Annotated in this window: 14 protein-coding genes; 12 read left to right on the top strand and 2 right to left on the bottom strand. The window is 64.4% G+C overall.

Going from position 1 to position 12,491, the window contains the following annotated elements; genetic code table 11:
- The first annotated feature begins 17 nt into the window (after nucleotides 1-17).
- From QOU61_RS25700 to QOU61_RS25670, 7 genes are all read left to right on the top strand, one after another.
- Nucleotides 18-1,133 (top strand): acyl-CoA dehydrogenase family protein, encoded by a 1,116-nt coding sequence (locus QOU61_RS25700; protein WP_289653995.1) that lies wholly within the window; start codon nucleotides 18-20, stop codon nucleotides 1,131-1,133.
- A gap of 58 nt (nucleotides 1,134-1,191) precedes the next feature.
- On the top strand, nucleotides 1,192-2,070 hold the full coding sequence (locus QOU61_RS25695) for a sulfurtransferase (RefSeq protein WP_289653994.1): 879 nt from the start codon (nucleotides 1,192-1,194) through the stop codon (nucleotides 2,068-2,070).
- A 105-nt stretch (nucleotides 2,071-2,175) separates the two neighbouring features.
- Nucleotides 2,176-3,561 carry a CmpA/NrtA family ABC transporter substrate-binding protein gene (locus QOU61_RS25690; RefSeq protein WP_289653993.1) on the top strand — a complete coding sequence of 462 codons (1,386 nt, stop codon included), beginning with the start codon at nucleotides 2,176-2,178 and terminating at the stop codon, nucleotides 3,559-3,561.
- 139 nt (nucleotides 3,562-3,700) lie between these two features.
- Nucleotides 3,701-4,540 (top strand): nitrate ABC transporter permease, encoded by an 840-nt coding sequence (gene ntrB / locus QOU61_RS25685; protein WP_289653992.1) that lies wholly within the window; start codon nucleotides 3,701-3,703, stop codon nucleotides 4,538-4,540.
- 4 nt (nucleotides 4,541-4,544) lie between these two features.
- Nucleotides 4,545-5,456: an ABC transporter ATP-binding protein gene (locus QOU61_RS25680; protein WP_289653991.1), complete on the top strand. Its 912-nt coding sequence runs from the start codon at nucleotides 4,545-4,547 to the stop codon at nucleotides 5,454-5,456.
- Nucleotides 5,457-5,478: 22 nt separating this feature from the next.
- The gene (gene cynS, locus QOU61_RS25675) at nucleotides 5,479-5,967 is read left to right on the top strand and encodes a cyanase (RefSeq protein WP_289653990.1); all 489 of its coding nucleotides are present in this window, start codon (nucleotides 5,479-5,481) and stop codon (nucleotides 5,965-5,967) included.
- Between the two features lie 111 nt (nucleotides 5,968-6,078).
- Nucleotides 6,079-6,465 carry a hypothetical protein gene (locus QOU61_RS25670; protein WP_289653988.1) on the top strand — a complete coding sequence of 129 codons (387 nt, stop codon included), beginning with the start codon at nucleotides 6,079-6,081 and terminating at the stop codon, nucleotides 6,463-6,465.
- A gap of 34 nt (nucleotides 6,466-6,499) precedes the next feature.
- On the opposite strand, the gene QOU61_RS25665 is transcribed toward QOU61_RS25670, so the two are convergent.
- Nucleotides 6,500-6,823 carry a DUF1476 domain-containing protein gene (locus tag QOU61_RS25665; RefSeq protein WP_289653987.1) on the bottom strand — a complete coding sequence of 108 codons (324 nt, stop codon included), beginning with the start codon at nucleotides 6,821-6,823 and terminating at the stop codon, nucleotides 6,500-6,502.
- A 310-nt stretch (nucleotides 6,824-7,133) separates the two neighbouring features.
- On the opposite strand from QOU61_RS25665, the gene purC reads away from it, so the two are divergent.
- The 5 genes from purC to purL all read left to right on the top strand — a co-directional run bounded on the left by purC (nucleotide 7,134) and on the right by purL (nucleotide 12,234).
- Nucleotides 7,134-7,901: a phosphoribosylaminoimidazolesuccinocarboxamide synthase gene (purC, locus tag QOU61_RS25660; RefSeq protein ID WP_008974302.1), complete on the top strand. Its 768-nt coding sequence runs from the start codon at nucleotides 7,134-7,136 to the stop codon at nucleotides 7,899-7,901.
- A 37-nt stretch (nucleotides 7,902-7,938) separates the two neighbouring features.
- Nucleotides 7,939-8,178 (top strand): phosphoribosylformylglycinamidine synthase subunit PurS, encoded by a 240-nt coding sequence (purS, locus tag QOU61_RS25655; protein ID WP_289653984.1) that lies wholly within the window; start codon nucleotides 7,939-7,941, stop codon nucleotides 8,176-8,178.
- The gene (gene purQ / locus QOU61_RS25650; RefSeq protein WP_289653983.1) at nucleotides 8,178-8,879 is read left to right on the top strand and encodes a phosphoribosylformylglycinamidine synthase subunit PurQ; all 702 of its coding nucleotides are present in this window, start codon (nucleotides 8,178-8,180) and stop codon (nucleotides 8,877-8,879) included. Before purS ends, purQ begins: the two co-directional genes overlap by 1 nt.
- A 14-nt stretch (nucleotides 8,880-8,893) precedes the next feature.
- Nucleotides 8,894-9,841, top strand: coding sequence for a tripartite tricarboxylate transporter substrate-binding protein (locus QOU61_RS25645; RefSeq protein ID WP_289661751.1), 948 nt, complete (start codon nucleotides 8,894-8,896; stop codon nucleotides 9,839-9,841).
- 188 nt (nucleotides 9,842-10,029) lie between these two features.
- Nucleotides 10,030-12,234: a phosphoribosylformylglycinamidine synthase subunit PurL gene (gene purL / locus QOU61_RS25640; protein ID WP_289653982.1), complete on the top strand. Its 2,205-nt coding sequence runs from the start codon at nucleotides 10,030-10,032 to the stop codon at nucleotides 12,232-12,234.
- A 16-nt stretch (nucleotides 12,235-12,250) separates the two neighbouring features.
- Here purL and QOU61_RS25635 read toward each other — a convergent pair whose 3' ends face one another.
- Nucleotides 12,251-12,490 carry a hypothetical protein gene (locus QOU61_RS25635; RefSeq protein WP_289653981.1) on the bottom strand — a complete coding sequence of 80 codons (240 nt, stop codon included), beginning with the start codon at nucleotides 12,488-12,490 and terminating at the stop codon, nucleotides 12,251-12,253.
- Nucleotide 12,491 lies beyond the last annotated feature (1 nt).

The following is a 12,491-nucleotide window of genomic DNA, read 5'->3' as shown; positions in this document are numbered from 1 at the left end:
AGGTGCGGAGGACTGTCATGGGTTCACTGGCTATGTCGCGGGTCGAAGCTATCGAGCAGCCCGCACCTTCGATTGCCGACGAGGTCGCTCGGCTGGCGCGCGAGGAGCTGGCGCCGCTTGCCGCCGCGATCGATGCCGGCTCCGTCTATCCGGACGAACTGCTGCGCCGGCTCGGCGAGGTCGGTGCCTGGAGCAGCCACGTCCCGCAGGAGGGGCCCGCCGACCTGCGCTGCGCGATCCAGTCGATCGCGGCGCTCGGCGAGGTCTGCGGCGCCACTGCCTTCATGGCCTGGTGCCAGAGCACGCTGGTCTGGTACGCCGCCAATTCCACCAACCTGAAGCTCGCAACGCGTTTCGGCGACGGCTTTTCGAGCGGAAGGCTGCTCGGCGGCACCGGCCTGTCGAATCCGATGAAGTGCTTCTTCGGCATCGAGAAGCTGAAGCTGAAGGGCAGAAAGGTCGACGGCGGCTATCTGGTGCGCGGGGCGCTGCCCTGGGTATCCAATCTGGGCGAGGGCCACTTCTTCGGCACCATTTTCGAGCGCGAGGACGAGCCCGGCGACACCGTGATGTTCCTTGCCGACTGCTCCGATCCGGCTGTCACGCTTGCGCCCTGCAAGCCGTTCCTCGCCATGGACGGCACCGGCACCTATGGCGTGCAATTCCGCGACGCCTTCGTGCCGGACGAACTGATCCTGGCGGCGCCGGCCGCGCCTTTCGTGAAGAAGATCCGGGCCGGATTCATCCTGCTGCAGGCCGGCATGGCGCTGGGCGTGATCCGCGACTGCATCCGGATCATGGACGAGGTCAATGCGCCGCTCGGCCACGTCAACCGCTATTTGCCGCAGCAGCCGCAGCAGTTTCGCGAGCTGCATTCCGAATTCGAGCGCGAGGCGATGACGCTCGCGAGCGACCCCTACAACACCGACGACAGCTACTGGCGGCGCGTGGTGGCGTTGAGACTGAGGCTTGGCGACGCCAGCGTCGCGGCCGCGCACGCGGCGATGCTCCATTGCGGCGCGCGCGGCTACCTCAGGAGCCACCGTGCCCAGCGTCGCCTGCGCGAGGCCTATTTCGTCGCCATCGTGACGCCCGCCACCAAGCACCTTCGCAAGATGCTCGCGGACGGCTGAGTTTTTGAGAGGAACTTCGTTTCGACCCCATCCACCCAAAACACAGGAGAGGCCTGCCATGACGGACGTTCTGATTTCTGCCGGCGAACTCGCCGATCTCGTCAAGAAAGAGCCGTGTGTCATCATCGACACCCGCAATCCCGAGGCCTACGGCGCGGGCCATCTCCCGGGTGCCGTCAATGTGCACGAGATCTTCACCTTTCTTGCGACCTCGACGCCTGACGGCATGCACGAGCTGAAGACGAAGTTCGCCGACGCGTTCGGCGCGGCCGGACTCTCGGGCAAGGAAACCGCCGTCATCTACGAGCAGTCGATGAATTCCGGCTTCGGCCAATCCTGCCGCGGCTACTATCTCCTGACCATGCTCGGCTATCCCAAGGTCCGGGTGCTGCATGGCGGCATCGATGCCTGGATCGTCGCCGGCCTGCCGGTGACCAAGGAGGTGCCCAGCCCTGCGAAAGCGTCGTTTGCGATCGTGCCGGAAGCATCCGACATCCTGATCGACGCCAAGACCATGCTCGCTGCGGTCGGCAAGCCCGGCGTCGCCATCCTCGACGTGCGTGACGTCGACGAGTGGATCGGCGAAAGCTCCTCGCCCTATGGCAAGGATTTCTGCCCGCGCAAGGGCCGCATCCCCGGCGCGGTCTGGCTCGAATGGTACCGCATGATGAAGCCGACGGCGGAAGGTCCGCGCTTCAAATCCAAGGACGAGATCCTGGCCGAATGCGCCACCGTCGGCATCTCGCAGAGCACGGCGGTCTATCTCTACTGCTTCAAGGGGGCGCGCGCCTCGAACACCTTCCTCGCGCTGAAGAACGCCGGCGTGAACGACGTCCGCATGTATTTCGGCTCCTGGAATGAGTGGTCGCGCGACCCGTCGCTGCCGATCGACGAGGGCCTGCCGAGCGCTGCCCATGTAACGGGCAAAGCGGCATAGAACGTGCATGTTGCACACCGCCCGCCGCCGAAAAAGGCGGCCGGGCGGTGAATTTTCGGGAGTGAAGCGCGGCTTCGTGCTCCCGATGCGACAAAGAGGCGCAGCATGTCGACCTTCGACGATCCCTTCAATTTCGACCGCGAGCTCACCCGTGCCGGCTGCATCTGCGGCCGGCATCGTTCCCCGGCCGAGCATGACCATGCCGGACGTGGCTTGCGCTGCGAGGCAGTCACGAGCGAGGAGAAGCGCTACGAGGGCGTGGTCGCTTCCGCCGTCATGCGCGCTGTGTTTCCCAGGGACGCCGCACGGCGCGCCTTCCTCAAATCGGTCGGCGTCTCCACCGCGCTTGCCTCACTCTCGCAGTTCTTCCCCCTGAAGCTCGCGACTGAGGCCTTTGCGGAAGCGGGAGCGCCGGAAAAGAAGGACCTCAAGGTCGGCTTCATTCCGATCACCTGCGCGACCCCGATCATCATGGCCGCGCCCCTCGGCTTCTATGCGAAGCACGGTCTCAACGTCGAGGTCGTCAAAACCGCGGGCTGGGCGGTGGTTCGCGACAAGACCATCAACAAGGAATACGACGCCTCCCACATGCTGGCGCCGATGCCGATCGCGATCACGCTGGGCTTGGGCGCGCAGCCGATTCCCTTCATCGTGCCCGCGATCGAGAACATCAACGGGCAGGGCATCACGCTGGCGGTCAAGCACAAGGACAAGCGTGACCCGAAAGACTGGAAGGGCATGAAGTTCGCCATTCCGTTCGACTACTCGATGCACAATTATCTCCTGCGCTACTATCTCGCCGAGCACGGGCTCGACCCGGACACCGACGTGCAGTTGCGCTCGGTCCCGCCGCCGGAGATGGTCGCGAACCTGCGCGCCGACAACATCGACGGCTTCCTCGCGCCCGACAATGTGTGCCAGCGCGCGATCTATGACGGCGTCGGCTTCCTGCATATCCTGTCCAAGGAGATCTGGGACGGCCATCCCTGCTGCAGCTTCGCCGCCAGCCGCGAATTCATCACGGGATCGCCGAATTCCTTCGCGGCGCTGACGCGCGCGATCGTGGACGCGACCGCCTATGCCTCGAAGGCCGAGAACCGCAAGCAGATCGCGGAGGCGATCGCGCCGGCAAATTATCTCAACGCGCCCGTGACGGTGCTGGAGCAGGTCCTGACCGGGACATATGCCGATGGTCTCGGCGAGGTGAAGACCGATCCCAAGCGCGTCGATTTCGATCCATTCCCCTGGCAGTCGTTCGCGGTCTGGATGCTGACGCAGATGAAGCGCTGGGGCCAGATCAAGGGCGAGGTCGACTACAGGCAGATCGCCGAACAGGTCTATCTCGCGACCGACACGAAAAAGGTCATGGCCGAGATGGGACTTGCGCCGCCATCGACCGCGTACAAGTCGTTCTCGGTGATGGGCAAGACCTTCGACCCGGCCGCGCCCGACGACTATCTCGCCAGCTTCAAGATCAGGAAGGCGTCGTGAGGGGCTTTGTGATCGGACCCTCTTCACCTCGCCCCGCTTGCGGGAAGAGGTCGGATTGCGCAGCAATCCGGGTGAGGGGGACCCAGGGCCGGCTCGGTCTGTGGAAGTCCCCACTCTCCCCGCAAACGGGGAGGGGGAGATGATCGCCTCGCTTCGCTTCCGCGCGGCGATCGTGTCGGTGGCGCTGTTTCTGGGCCTGCTCGGCATCTGGCATCTCGCCACGCGTTCGACCGCGACGGTCGCCAGCATGAGCCCGGAATACGCCAGGCTGATGGGTGTCACCGCGACGCAAGGCAAGTCGGCGATGCCAGGTCCGCTCGACGTCGCGACAAAACTCTGGGAGCACGTCAAGCGGCCGTTCTACGACAACGGGCCGAACGACAAGGGAATCGGCATCCAGCTCGGCTATTCCATCGCGCGCGTCGGGCTCGGCTATTTGCTCGCCGTGATCGTCGCCATTCCACTCGGTTTCCTGATCGGCATGTCGCCCCTGATCAGCCAGGCGTTCGATCCGTTTATCCAGGTGCTGAAACCGATTTCGCCGCTCGCATGGATGCCGCTTGCGCTCTACACGATCAAGGATTCCAGCATCTCGGCGATTTTCGTGATTTTCATCTGCTCGGTCTGGCCGATGCTGCTCAACACCGCCTTCGGCGTCGCCAGCGTGCGCAAGGAATGGATCAACGTCGCGCGCACGCTCGAGGTCGGCACCATCAGGCGCGCCTTCACCGTGATCCTGCCGGCCGCGGCGCCGACCATCCTCACGGGCATGCGGATTTCGATCGGCATCGCCTGGCTCGTGATCGTCGCCGCCGAGATGCTGGTCGGCGGCACCGGCATCGGCTACTTCGTGTGGAACGAATGGAACAACCTCTCGATCACCAATGTGATCATCGCGATCCTGCTGATCGGCATCGTCGGCATGCTGCTCGATCAGGTCCTGGCGCGCCTTGCGCGCATGGTCACGTTTCAGGAGTGAGGCGGTGAGCGACAAATTCATTTCCATCGAGGGCATCGCCAGGCGCTATCCGGGCGCGGGCAGTGGCGCCACCACCGTGTTCGAAAATCTGTGGCTGTCGATGGAACGCGGCGAGTTCGCCTGCGTGATCGGCCATTCCGGCTGTGGCAAGACCACGGTGCTCAACATCCTGGCCGGCCTCGACGAACCGAGCGAGGGCGCCGTGATCGTGGACGGGCAGGCGATCGAGGGCACGAGCCTCGATCGCGCCGTGATCTTCCAGAGCCATGCGCTGTTGCCCTGGCGCAGCGTGCTCGGCAATGTCGCCTATGCGGTGTCGTCGAAATGGCGCAAATGGGATCGTGCCCGGGTGCGGGCGCACGCGCAGCGCTTCATCGACCTTGTCGGGCTGTCCGGTTCCGAGCACAAGCATCCGTCCGAACTGTCGGGAGGCATGAAGCAGCGCGTCGGCATCGCGCGGGCGCTGTCGATCTCGCCGAAGATCATGCTGATGGACGAGCCGTTCTCCGCGCTCGATGCGCTGACCCGCGGCACGCTGCAGGACGAGGTCCGCCGCATTTGCCTGGAAACCGGCCAGACCGCGTTCATGATCACCCATGACGTGGACGAGGCCATCTATCTCGCGGACCGCATCTTTCTGATGACCAACGGTCCGGGCGCCGTGCTTGCCGAGATCGTGGAGAACCCGTTGCCCAAGGATCGCGGCCGCACCGATCTGCACCGCCATCCCCTTTACTATGCGCTGCGCAACCATATCGTCGATTTTCTGGTCAGCCGCAGCCGAAACTTTGCCGCCGAGAAGCCCGGCCACGATCCGCGCCACGTGCCGGTCGCGCGCATCGGCCGCGGCGAGCCGACCATCGTCGCGCCGCCGAAGGCGATCGAAGCCAGTCCCGCGCAGGCCGCCGCACGCTAGACCTCACCCAGGGAGACGACAGATGAAACGAAGCGACCTCACCGAAAAGCTGCTCGACATCAAGCGCGAGAAGGGCTGGAGCTGGAAATATATCTGCGAGAAGATCGGCGGCTATTCCGAGGTGCTGATCGTCGGCGCGATCCTCGGCCAGATGAAGCTGACCAAGCCGCAGGCCGCCAATGCCGGCGAACTGTTCGGCCTTTCGAAATCCGAAACCGCGATGCTCAACGAGACGCCGATGCGGGGCGAGGGCGTGCCGATGCCACCGACCGATCCCCTGATCTACCGCTTCTACGAGCTCGTGATGATCAACGGGCCGGCGTGGAAGGCGCTGATCGAGGAGGAGTTCGGTGACGGCATCATGTCGGCGATCGATTTCGACATGGTGATGGAGCGCCTGCCCAATCCGAAGGGCGATCGCGTCAAGATCACGATGTCCGGCAAGTTCCTGCCGTACAAATATTACGGCGCGAGCGGCAATGTGCCGGAATACGGATTCAAGGAGGGGTAGGCGGTTAACGCCCAGTGAAGTGACGAGCCGGTTTTCGCCGACTGGGATTTGCATTGTCGCAACCGGAGGTGGTTATGAACTTGCGCGTCGCTTCAAGCACAAGGCATCGCCATGACACTGCACACGCGCCTCGTTCCGGCAGGAATCGGCCTGCTGCTCCTGACCCTTCCTGCCTTGGCCCAGACCGGACAACGGATCATCGTCGAGCAGTCGAGTCCTTCGCCGCGCCAGGAGGGTTCGGTGCGCGTCCAGAGTACGATAAATTTCTTCGTGGCAGGGCCATCCGGCGAGGGCGAAGAGGCGCAGAAGCTGCGCGATCGCGCGCGCCGGATGGTCTATGAGTTGGCGGCCCGCGAATGCGACCTGCTGCGCGATGTTCTCGCCAGGGATTGCCGGCTGGAATCGATCAATAGCAATATCGGCCGGCAATATGGTCAGCAGCAGCAGGAAGGCCTCACCGTCAACGGCACAATGAGCCTGCAGATTACCCTGAAGTAACCTGCGCGGCGAAAGCCCAGCGCCGCTGCCGTGCCTACTTTCCGGCCTTCACCTGTGCGACCGCCTGCGCCATCAGCTCGTTCATCCTCGCGGCAAGCTCGTCCTCGCTCACCGCGATACCCTTGGCCGAAAGATCGGCCAGCACCTTGCGCAGGACGCTGGCATCGCCTGTGCCGTCGAATTCGGAAGCGACCACGCTTCTGGCGTAGTCGCTGGCCTGCTCGCCCGCGAGGCCGAGCTTCTCGGCGGCCCACAGGCCGACCAGCTTGTTGCGGCGCGCGATCGCCTTGAATTTCTGTTCCTCGTCCAGCGCGAACTTCTTCTCGAAGGCTTCCTCACGCTTGTCGAAGGTGGTCATGGCGGGGGTCCGATTCCTGGCCGGAGAGGAAAAAGCAGCCGTGTTGCGGCCGCTGGTGAGGGCACTTAGATAATTGCTGAAAACAGCCGGAACAACGGCCGTAATGCCGCACTGAAGGCGGTAAAACTCGGCTTCTTGAGAGCGGGATCGATTGTGCTGGAAAGGCCAATCAGATAGGTTGCCAACAGGCTCGGTTCTTGTTCTGTTTCCTCAGGTTCCTGGCCTTCACGGCAGCTCCGTCGTGGGTTTTGGTCCTTGTCAGCCGGAGCACACCAGATTCATGGATTTCAACAAAACACGGTACATCCCAATGAGCCGTCGGCGCCGCATCTACGAAGGCAAGGCGAAGGTCCTTTACGAAGGTCCGGAGCCGGGAACCCTGATCCAGCACTTCAAGGATGACGCGACCGCCTTCAATGCCAAGAAGCACCAGGTGATCGAGGGCAAGGGCGTCCTCAACAACCGGATCTCGGAGTACCTGTTTCAGCACCTCAACGATATCGGGGTGCCGACCCACTTCATCCGCCGTCTCAACATGCGCGAGCAACTGATTCGCGAGGTTGAGATCGTGCCTTTGGAGGTCGTCGTCAGAAATGTTGCGGCGGGCTCGCTGTCGCAGCGGCTCGGCATCGAGGAGGGCACGCAGCTGCCGCGCTCGATCATCGAGTTCTACTACAAGAACGACCAGCTCAATGACCCCATGGTGTCGGAAGAGCACATCACCGCCTTCGGCTGGGCGACGCCGCAGGAGATCGACGACATCATGGCGCTCGCCATCCGCGTCAACGATTTCCTGACCGGCCTTTTCCTCGGCATCGGCATCCGCCTCGTCGACTTCAAGATGGAGTGCGGCCGGCTGTTCGAGAACGAAATGATGCGGATCATCGTCGCCGACGAGATCTCGCCGGACTCCTGCCGGCTGTGGGACATCAAGTCGAACGAGAAGCTCGACAAGGATCGCTTCCGCCGCGACCTCGGCGGGCTGCTGGAGGCCTATACCGAGGTGGCGAAGCGGCTCGGCATCCTGATGGAGAACGAGCGGCCGGCGGGTTCGGGTCCGGTGCTGGTCAAGAGCTAAGAGGCAAAAGCCAAGGCAAAAGCTAAAGGGAAGTGAAGTGAAAGCGCGCGTCACCGTCACGCTGAAATCCAGCATTCTCGACCCGCAGGGCAAGGCCATCGAGGGAGCGCTGAAATCGCTCGGCGTCGATGGCATCGCGAGCGTCCGCCAGGGCAAGGTGTTCGACATCGAGCTTGCAGGCTCCGACAGGACGAAAGCGGAAGCGGCGCTGAAAGCCGCCGCCGACAAGCTGCTCGCCAACACCGTGATCGAAAACTATCGGGTCGAACTCCTATAATGAAATCCGCCGTCCTCGTCTTTCCCGGCATCAATCGCGAACGCGACATGGCGCGTGCGCTGAAACTTGTCTCGGGCAAGGAGGCGGCGATGGTCTGGCATGCCGAGACGGCGCTGCCCAAGGGGACCGACCTTGTCGTGGTGCCCGGCGGCTTTTCCTACGGCGACTACCTGCGCTGCGGCGCAATCGCCGCGCGCGCCCCGGTGATGGACGCGGTCCGCGACTTTGCCAAGGGCGGCGGCCTCGTGCTCGGCGTCTGCAACGGTTTCCAGATCCTGTGCGAGGCGGGGCTTCTGCCGGGCGTGTTGATGCGCAATGCCGGGCTGAAATTCATCTGCCACGACGTGCATATGCGCGTCGAGCGATCCGACACGCCGTTCACGCGCGGCTACAACGCCGGGCAGGTGATTCGCGTCCCGGTCGCGCATGGCGAGGGCAATTACGAGGCCGACGAGGAAACCTTGAAGCGCCTCGAAGGCGAGGGGCGGGTGCTCTACCGCTACTGCTCGCCGGAGGGTGTGGTGGATGAGCCTTCCAACATCAATGGCGCCGCCCATTCGATCGCCGGCATCGTCAACGAGCAAGGCAATGTGCTCGGCATGATGCCGCATCCGGAAAACCACGTCGAAACCATCATGGGCTGCACCGACGGGCGCGGCCTGTTTGCCGGGCTCGTGGCGCATCTGGAACGCGCCGCGTGAATTCTTTCGCTCGGCTGCTGGTCGCGCTCGGCGCCACGCTTTGCTTCGCTGCCGCCGCACGCGGCGACGAATTTCCGAAACATCCCATCACGATGATCGTGCCGTTCGCGGCCGGCGGCACCTCCGATGTGATCGCGCGCGCGGTCGCCGACCAGATGGGGGTTGCGCTTGGGCAGGCGGTGGTGATCGAGAATGTCGCGGGCGCCGGCGGCTCGACGGCGCTGGCGCGTGCCGCGCGCGCCGAGGCGGACGGCTACACGATCGCGATCGGCAATGCCGGCACAAGTGCTGCCTCCTATACGATCTACCCGAAACTGCCGTTCACGCCGGATTCCTTCGCGCCGGTTGCGATGGTGGCGAAGACCTATGGCGTGATCGCGCTGCGCAAGGATTTTCCGGCCGCAAGCGTCAGGGAATTCATCGACTATGCCAGGAAGAATCCAGGCAAGATCAATCTCGGCCATGCCGGCGTCGGCTCCTCGAATTTCCTGATCTGCAAGAGCTTCGTGCAGGCCGCCGGCATCGACGTGACGCTGGTCGGCTATCGCGGGGCTGCGCCCGCGCTCACCGACGCGATCGGCGGCCAGATCGATGGCGTCTGCGATGCGGCCGCCTCTGTCTCGCAGGCGATCGACGACAAGCTCGTCCGGGGTCTCGTGGTCGGCTCGACCGTGCGGCTGGCGAGCGTGCCCGAGTTGCCGACTTCGGCGGAAGCGGGCCTGCCCGAATTCGAGGCGCAGGGCTGGAACGGCCTGTTCGCCCCGAAGGGCACGCCGCCCGAGATCATTGCCAGGCTGAATGCGGCTGCGCGAGCCGCGGTCGAAAGCGAGCCGGTGAAGAAGCGCTTTGCCGACCTTTCCACCGCGGCCCCCGACGCCAATGAGCACGCGGCCGACGTGCTGCAGCAGATCGTGATGCGCGATGTCGAGAAATACCGCAGGCTCCTGGCCGACCAGAAGTAGGCCAGGCCTTGCGCAACCGGGGCGCACGGCCGGGTTGCGGCCGCGCCGGTGCCCTTCCAATTGCGGTTCCAGCCCTTAAATCCCGGGCAGGCCGGGGCTGCCGCACCGCTTCCTCAAAGCTCTGGACAGGGCGCCAATGCCCTGCAAAAGCCCTTTCCGCGAGGAGCCGATCTCCCTAAGAAGTGACCATGAACGAGCCCAAGATCACCCCCGAACTCGTCGCCGCCCACGGCCTGAAACCCGACGAATATGAGCGCATCCTGAAACTGATCGGGCGGGTGCCGACCTTCACCGAGCTCGGGATTTTCTCGGCGATGTGGAACGAGCACTGCTCGTACAAGTCCTCGCGCATCCATCTGCGCGGCCTGCCGACGAAAGCGCCCTGGGTGATCCAGGGGCCGGGCGAGAATGCCGGCGTGATCGACATCGGCGACGGCCAGGCGGTGGTCTTCAAGATGGAGAGCCACAACCACCCGAGCTACATCGAGCCCTATCAGGGCGCGACCACGGGCGTCGGCGGCATCCTGCGCGACGTCTTCACCATGGGCGCGCGTCCCATCGCCTGCCTTAATGCGCTGTCGTTCGGCGCGCCGGAGCATCCGAAGACGCGGCATCTGGTCTCCGGCGTGGTCGCCGGTGTCGGCGGCTATGGCAATTCCTTCGGCGTGCCGACCGTCGGCGGCCAGGTGCGTTTCCACACCCGCTATGACGGCAACATCCTGGTCAATGCGATGGCGGTTGGCCTCGCCGACGCCAGCAAGATTTTCTATGCCGCGGCCTCAGGCGTCGACATGCCGATCGTCTATCTCGGCTCCAAGACCGGGCGCGACGGCATTCACGGCGCCTCGATGGCGTCGGCCGAGTTCGACGATGCGTCGGAGGAGAAGCGCCCGACCGTGCAGGTCGGCGATCCCTTTGCGGAGAAGCTGTTGCTGGAAGCCTGTCTCGAGATCATGGCAGCGGGCTGTGTGATCGCGATCCAGGACATGGGCGCGGCAGGCCTGACCTGTTCGGCCGTGGAGATGGGCGCCAAGGGCGATCTGGGCGTCGAGCTCGACCTCAACGCGGTGCCGACCCGCGAGACCGGCATGAGCGCCTATGAGATGATGCTCTCGGAGAGCCAGGAGCGCATGCTCATGGTGCTCAAGCCCGAGAAGGAAAAGGAGGCGGAAGCGATCTTCCGCAAATGGGGGCTCGATTTCGCCATTGTCGGCTACACGACGCCGAGCAAGCGTTTCGTCGTCAAGCATGGCGGCGACGTCATGGCCGACCTGCCGATCAAGGAACTGGGCGACGAGGCGCCGGTCTATGACCGCCCGCATGTCGCCTCGCCGGCGCTGCCTGTGATCGCCGCGCGTGACATCAAGCCGCCGGTTGGAATTTCCGCGGCGCTGGAAAAGCTGATCGCGACACCCGAGCTCTGCTCCAAGCGCTGGGTGTGGGAGCAGTATGACCACGTCATCCTCGGCAACACCGTGCAGCGGCCGGGCGGGGATGCCGCCGTCGTCCGCGTCGAGGATGGGCCGAAGGGGCTCGCGCTCACCGTCGACGTTACGCCGCGTTATTGCGAGGCCGATCCGTTTGAGGGCGGCAAGCAGGCCGTTGCGGAAGCCTGGCGCAACATCACCGCCGTCGGCGGCAAGCCGCTTGCGATCACCGACAACCTCAATTTCGGCAATCCGGAGCGCGCCGAGATCATGGGCCAGTTCGTCGGCTGCCTGAAAGGCATTTCGGAAGCCTGCCGCGTGCTGGACTTCCCGGTCGTGTCCGGCAACGTCTCGCTCTACAACGAGACCAATGGCCGCGCGATCCTGCCGACGCCCTCGATCGGCGGGGTCGGCGTGCTCGACGACTTCACCAAATCGGCGACGCTCGCCTTCAAGGCCGCAGGCGAAGCGATCCTGTTGATCGGCGATACCCAGGGCTGGCTGGGCCAGTCGGTCTATCTGCGCGAGATTTGCGGCCGCGAGGAGGGGGCTCCGCCGCCGGTCGACCTCGCCGCGGAGAAACGCAACGGCGATGTCGTGCGCGGCATGGTCCATGCAGGAACGGCGACATCAGTGCACGATATTTCCGATGGCGGACTGCTGGTTGCGCTTGCGGAAATGGCGATCGCAAGCCGCATCGGCGTGCAGCTCTTGGCCGCGCCGGCTGCTATCGTGCCGCATGCCTACTGGTTCGGCGAGGACCAGGCCCGCTACATCGTGACGGTGCCCGCCGAACAGGCCGGCCTGGTGCTGGCCAAGATGAAGGGCGTCGGCGTTCCCTGCGCCCGCATCGGCACCACGGGCGGCGATTCGATCGCGCTTCCCGGTGAGGCGCCGGTTCCGGTTGCCACGCTTGCGACGGCGTTCGAAAGCTGGCTGCCTGCCTATATGAGCGGCAAGAACTAGCGCACCGCGCCTGGATTCAGGACAAATCCGCCACCGCGACCAGCATGGTCAGGCTCAGAGCGGTGGCGATCAGAATGGCGGATAGTCCCATCGGCTGTCCTTTCCTGCGATTGTCCTGGACGTTCCCCCAACGCGGACGTTCCCCCAAAGCCTTTGTGCGGGCCGCGGTCGCGCTCTGGCGGTCCTCAATCATCAGCTGCGCATAGACGCCGTCCGATCTATCGATATCGCGCGCCGTCAGGTTGGCTGAGGCCATG

Source organism: Bradyrhizobium sp. NP1, assembly GCF_030378205.1.
GTDB lineage: Bacteria > Pseudomonadota > Alphaproteobacteria > Rhizobiales > Xanthobacteraceae > Bradyrhizobium.
Note: the sequence above shows the minus strand (reverse complement) of the source record. Positions and strands in the feature narration are given on the sequence as shown.

Bases quoted from the DNA above. Each gene is read 5' to 3' on its own strand.
- QOU61_RS25700 (WP_289653995.1), top strand. From the start codon at position 18: ATGGGTTCACTGGCTATGTCGCGGGTCGAAGCTATCGAGCAGCCCGCA.
- QOU61_RS25695 (WP_289653994.1), top strand. From the start codon at position 1,192: ATGACGGACGTTCTGATTTCTGCCGGCGAACTCGCCGATCTCGTCAAG.
- QOU61_RS25690 (WP_289653993.1), top strand. From the start codon at position 2,176: ATGTCGACCTTCGACGATCCCTTCAATTTCGACCGCGAGCTCACCCGT.
- ntrB (WP_289653992.1), top strand. From the start codon at position 3,701: ATGATCGCCTCGCTTCGCTTCCGCGCGGCGATCGTGTCGGTGGCGCTG.
- cynS (WP_289653990.1), top strand. From the start codon at position 5,479: ATGAAACGAAGCGACCTCACCGAAAAGCTGCTCGACATCAAGCGCGAG.
- QOU61_RS25670 (WP_289653988.1), top strand. From the start codon at position 6,079: ATGACACTGCACACGCGCCTCGTTCCGGCAGGAATCGGCCTGCTGCTC.
- QOU61_RS25665 (WP_289653987.1), bottom strand. From the start codon at position 6,823: ATGACCACCTTCGACAAGCGTGAGGAAGCCTTCGAGAAGAAGTTCGCG.
- purC (WP_008974302.1), top strand. From the start codon at position 7,134: ATGAGCCGTCGGCGCCGCATCTACGAAGGCAAGGCGAAGGTCCTTTAC.
- purQ (WP_289653983.1), top strand. From the start codon at position 8,178: ATGAAATCCGCCGTCCTCGTCTTTCCCGGCATCAATCGCGAACGCGAC.
- purL (WP_289653982.1), top strand. From the start codon at position 10,030: ATGAACGAGCCCAAGATCACCCCCGAACTCGTCGCCGCCCACGGCCTG.
- QOU61_RS25635 (WP_289653981.1), bottom strand. From the start codon at position 12,490: ATGGCCTCAGCCAACCTGACGGCGCGCGATATCGATAGATCGGACGGC.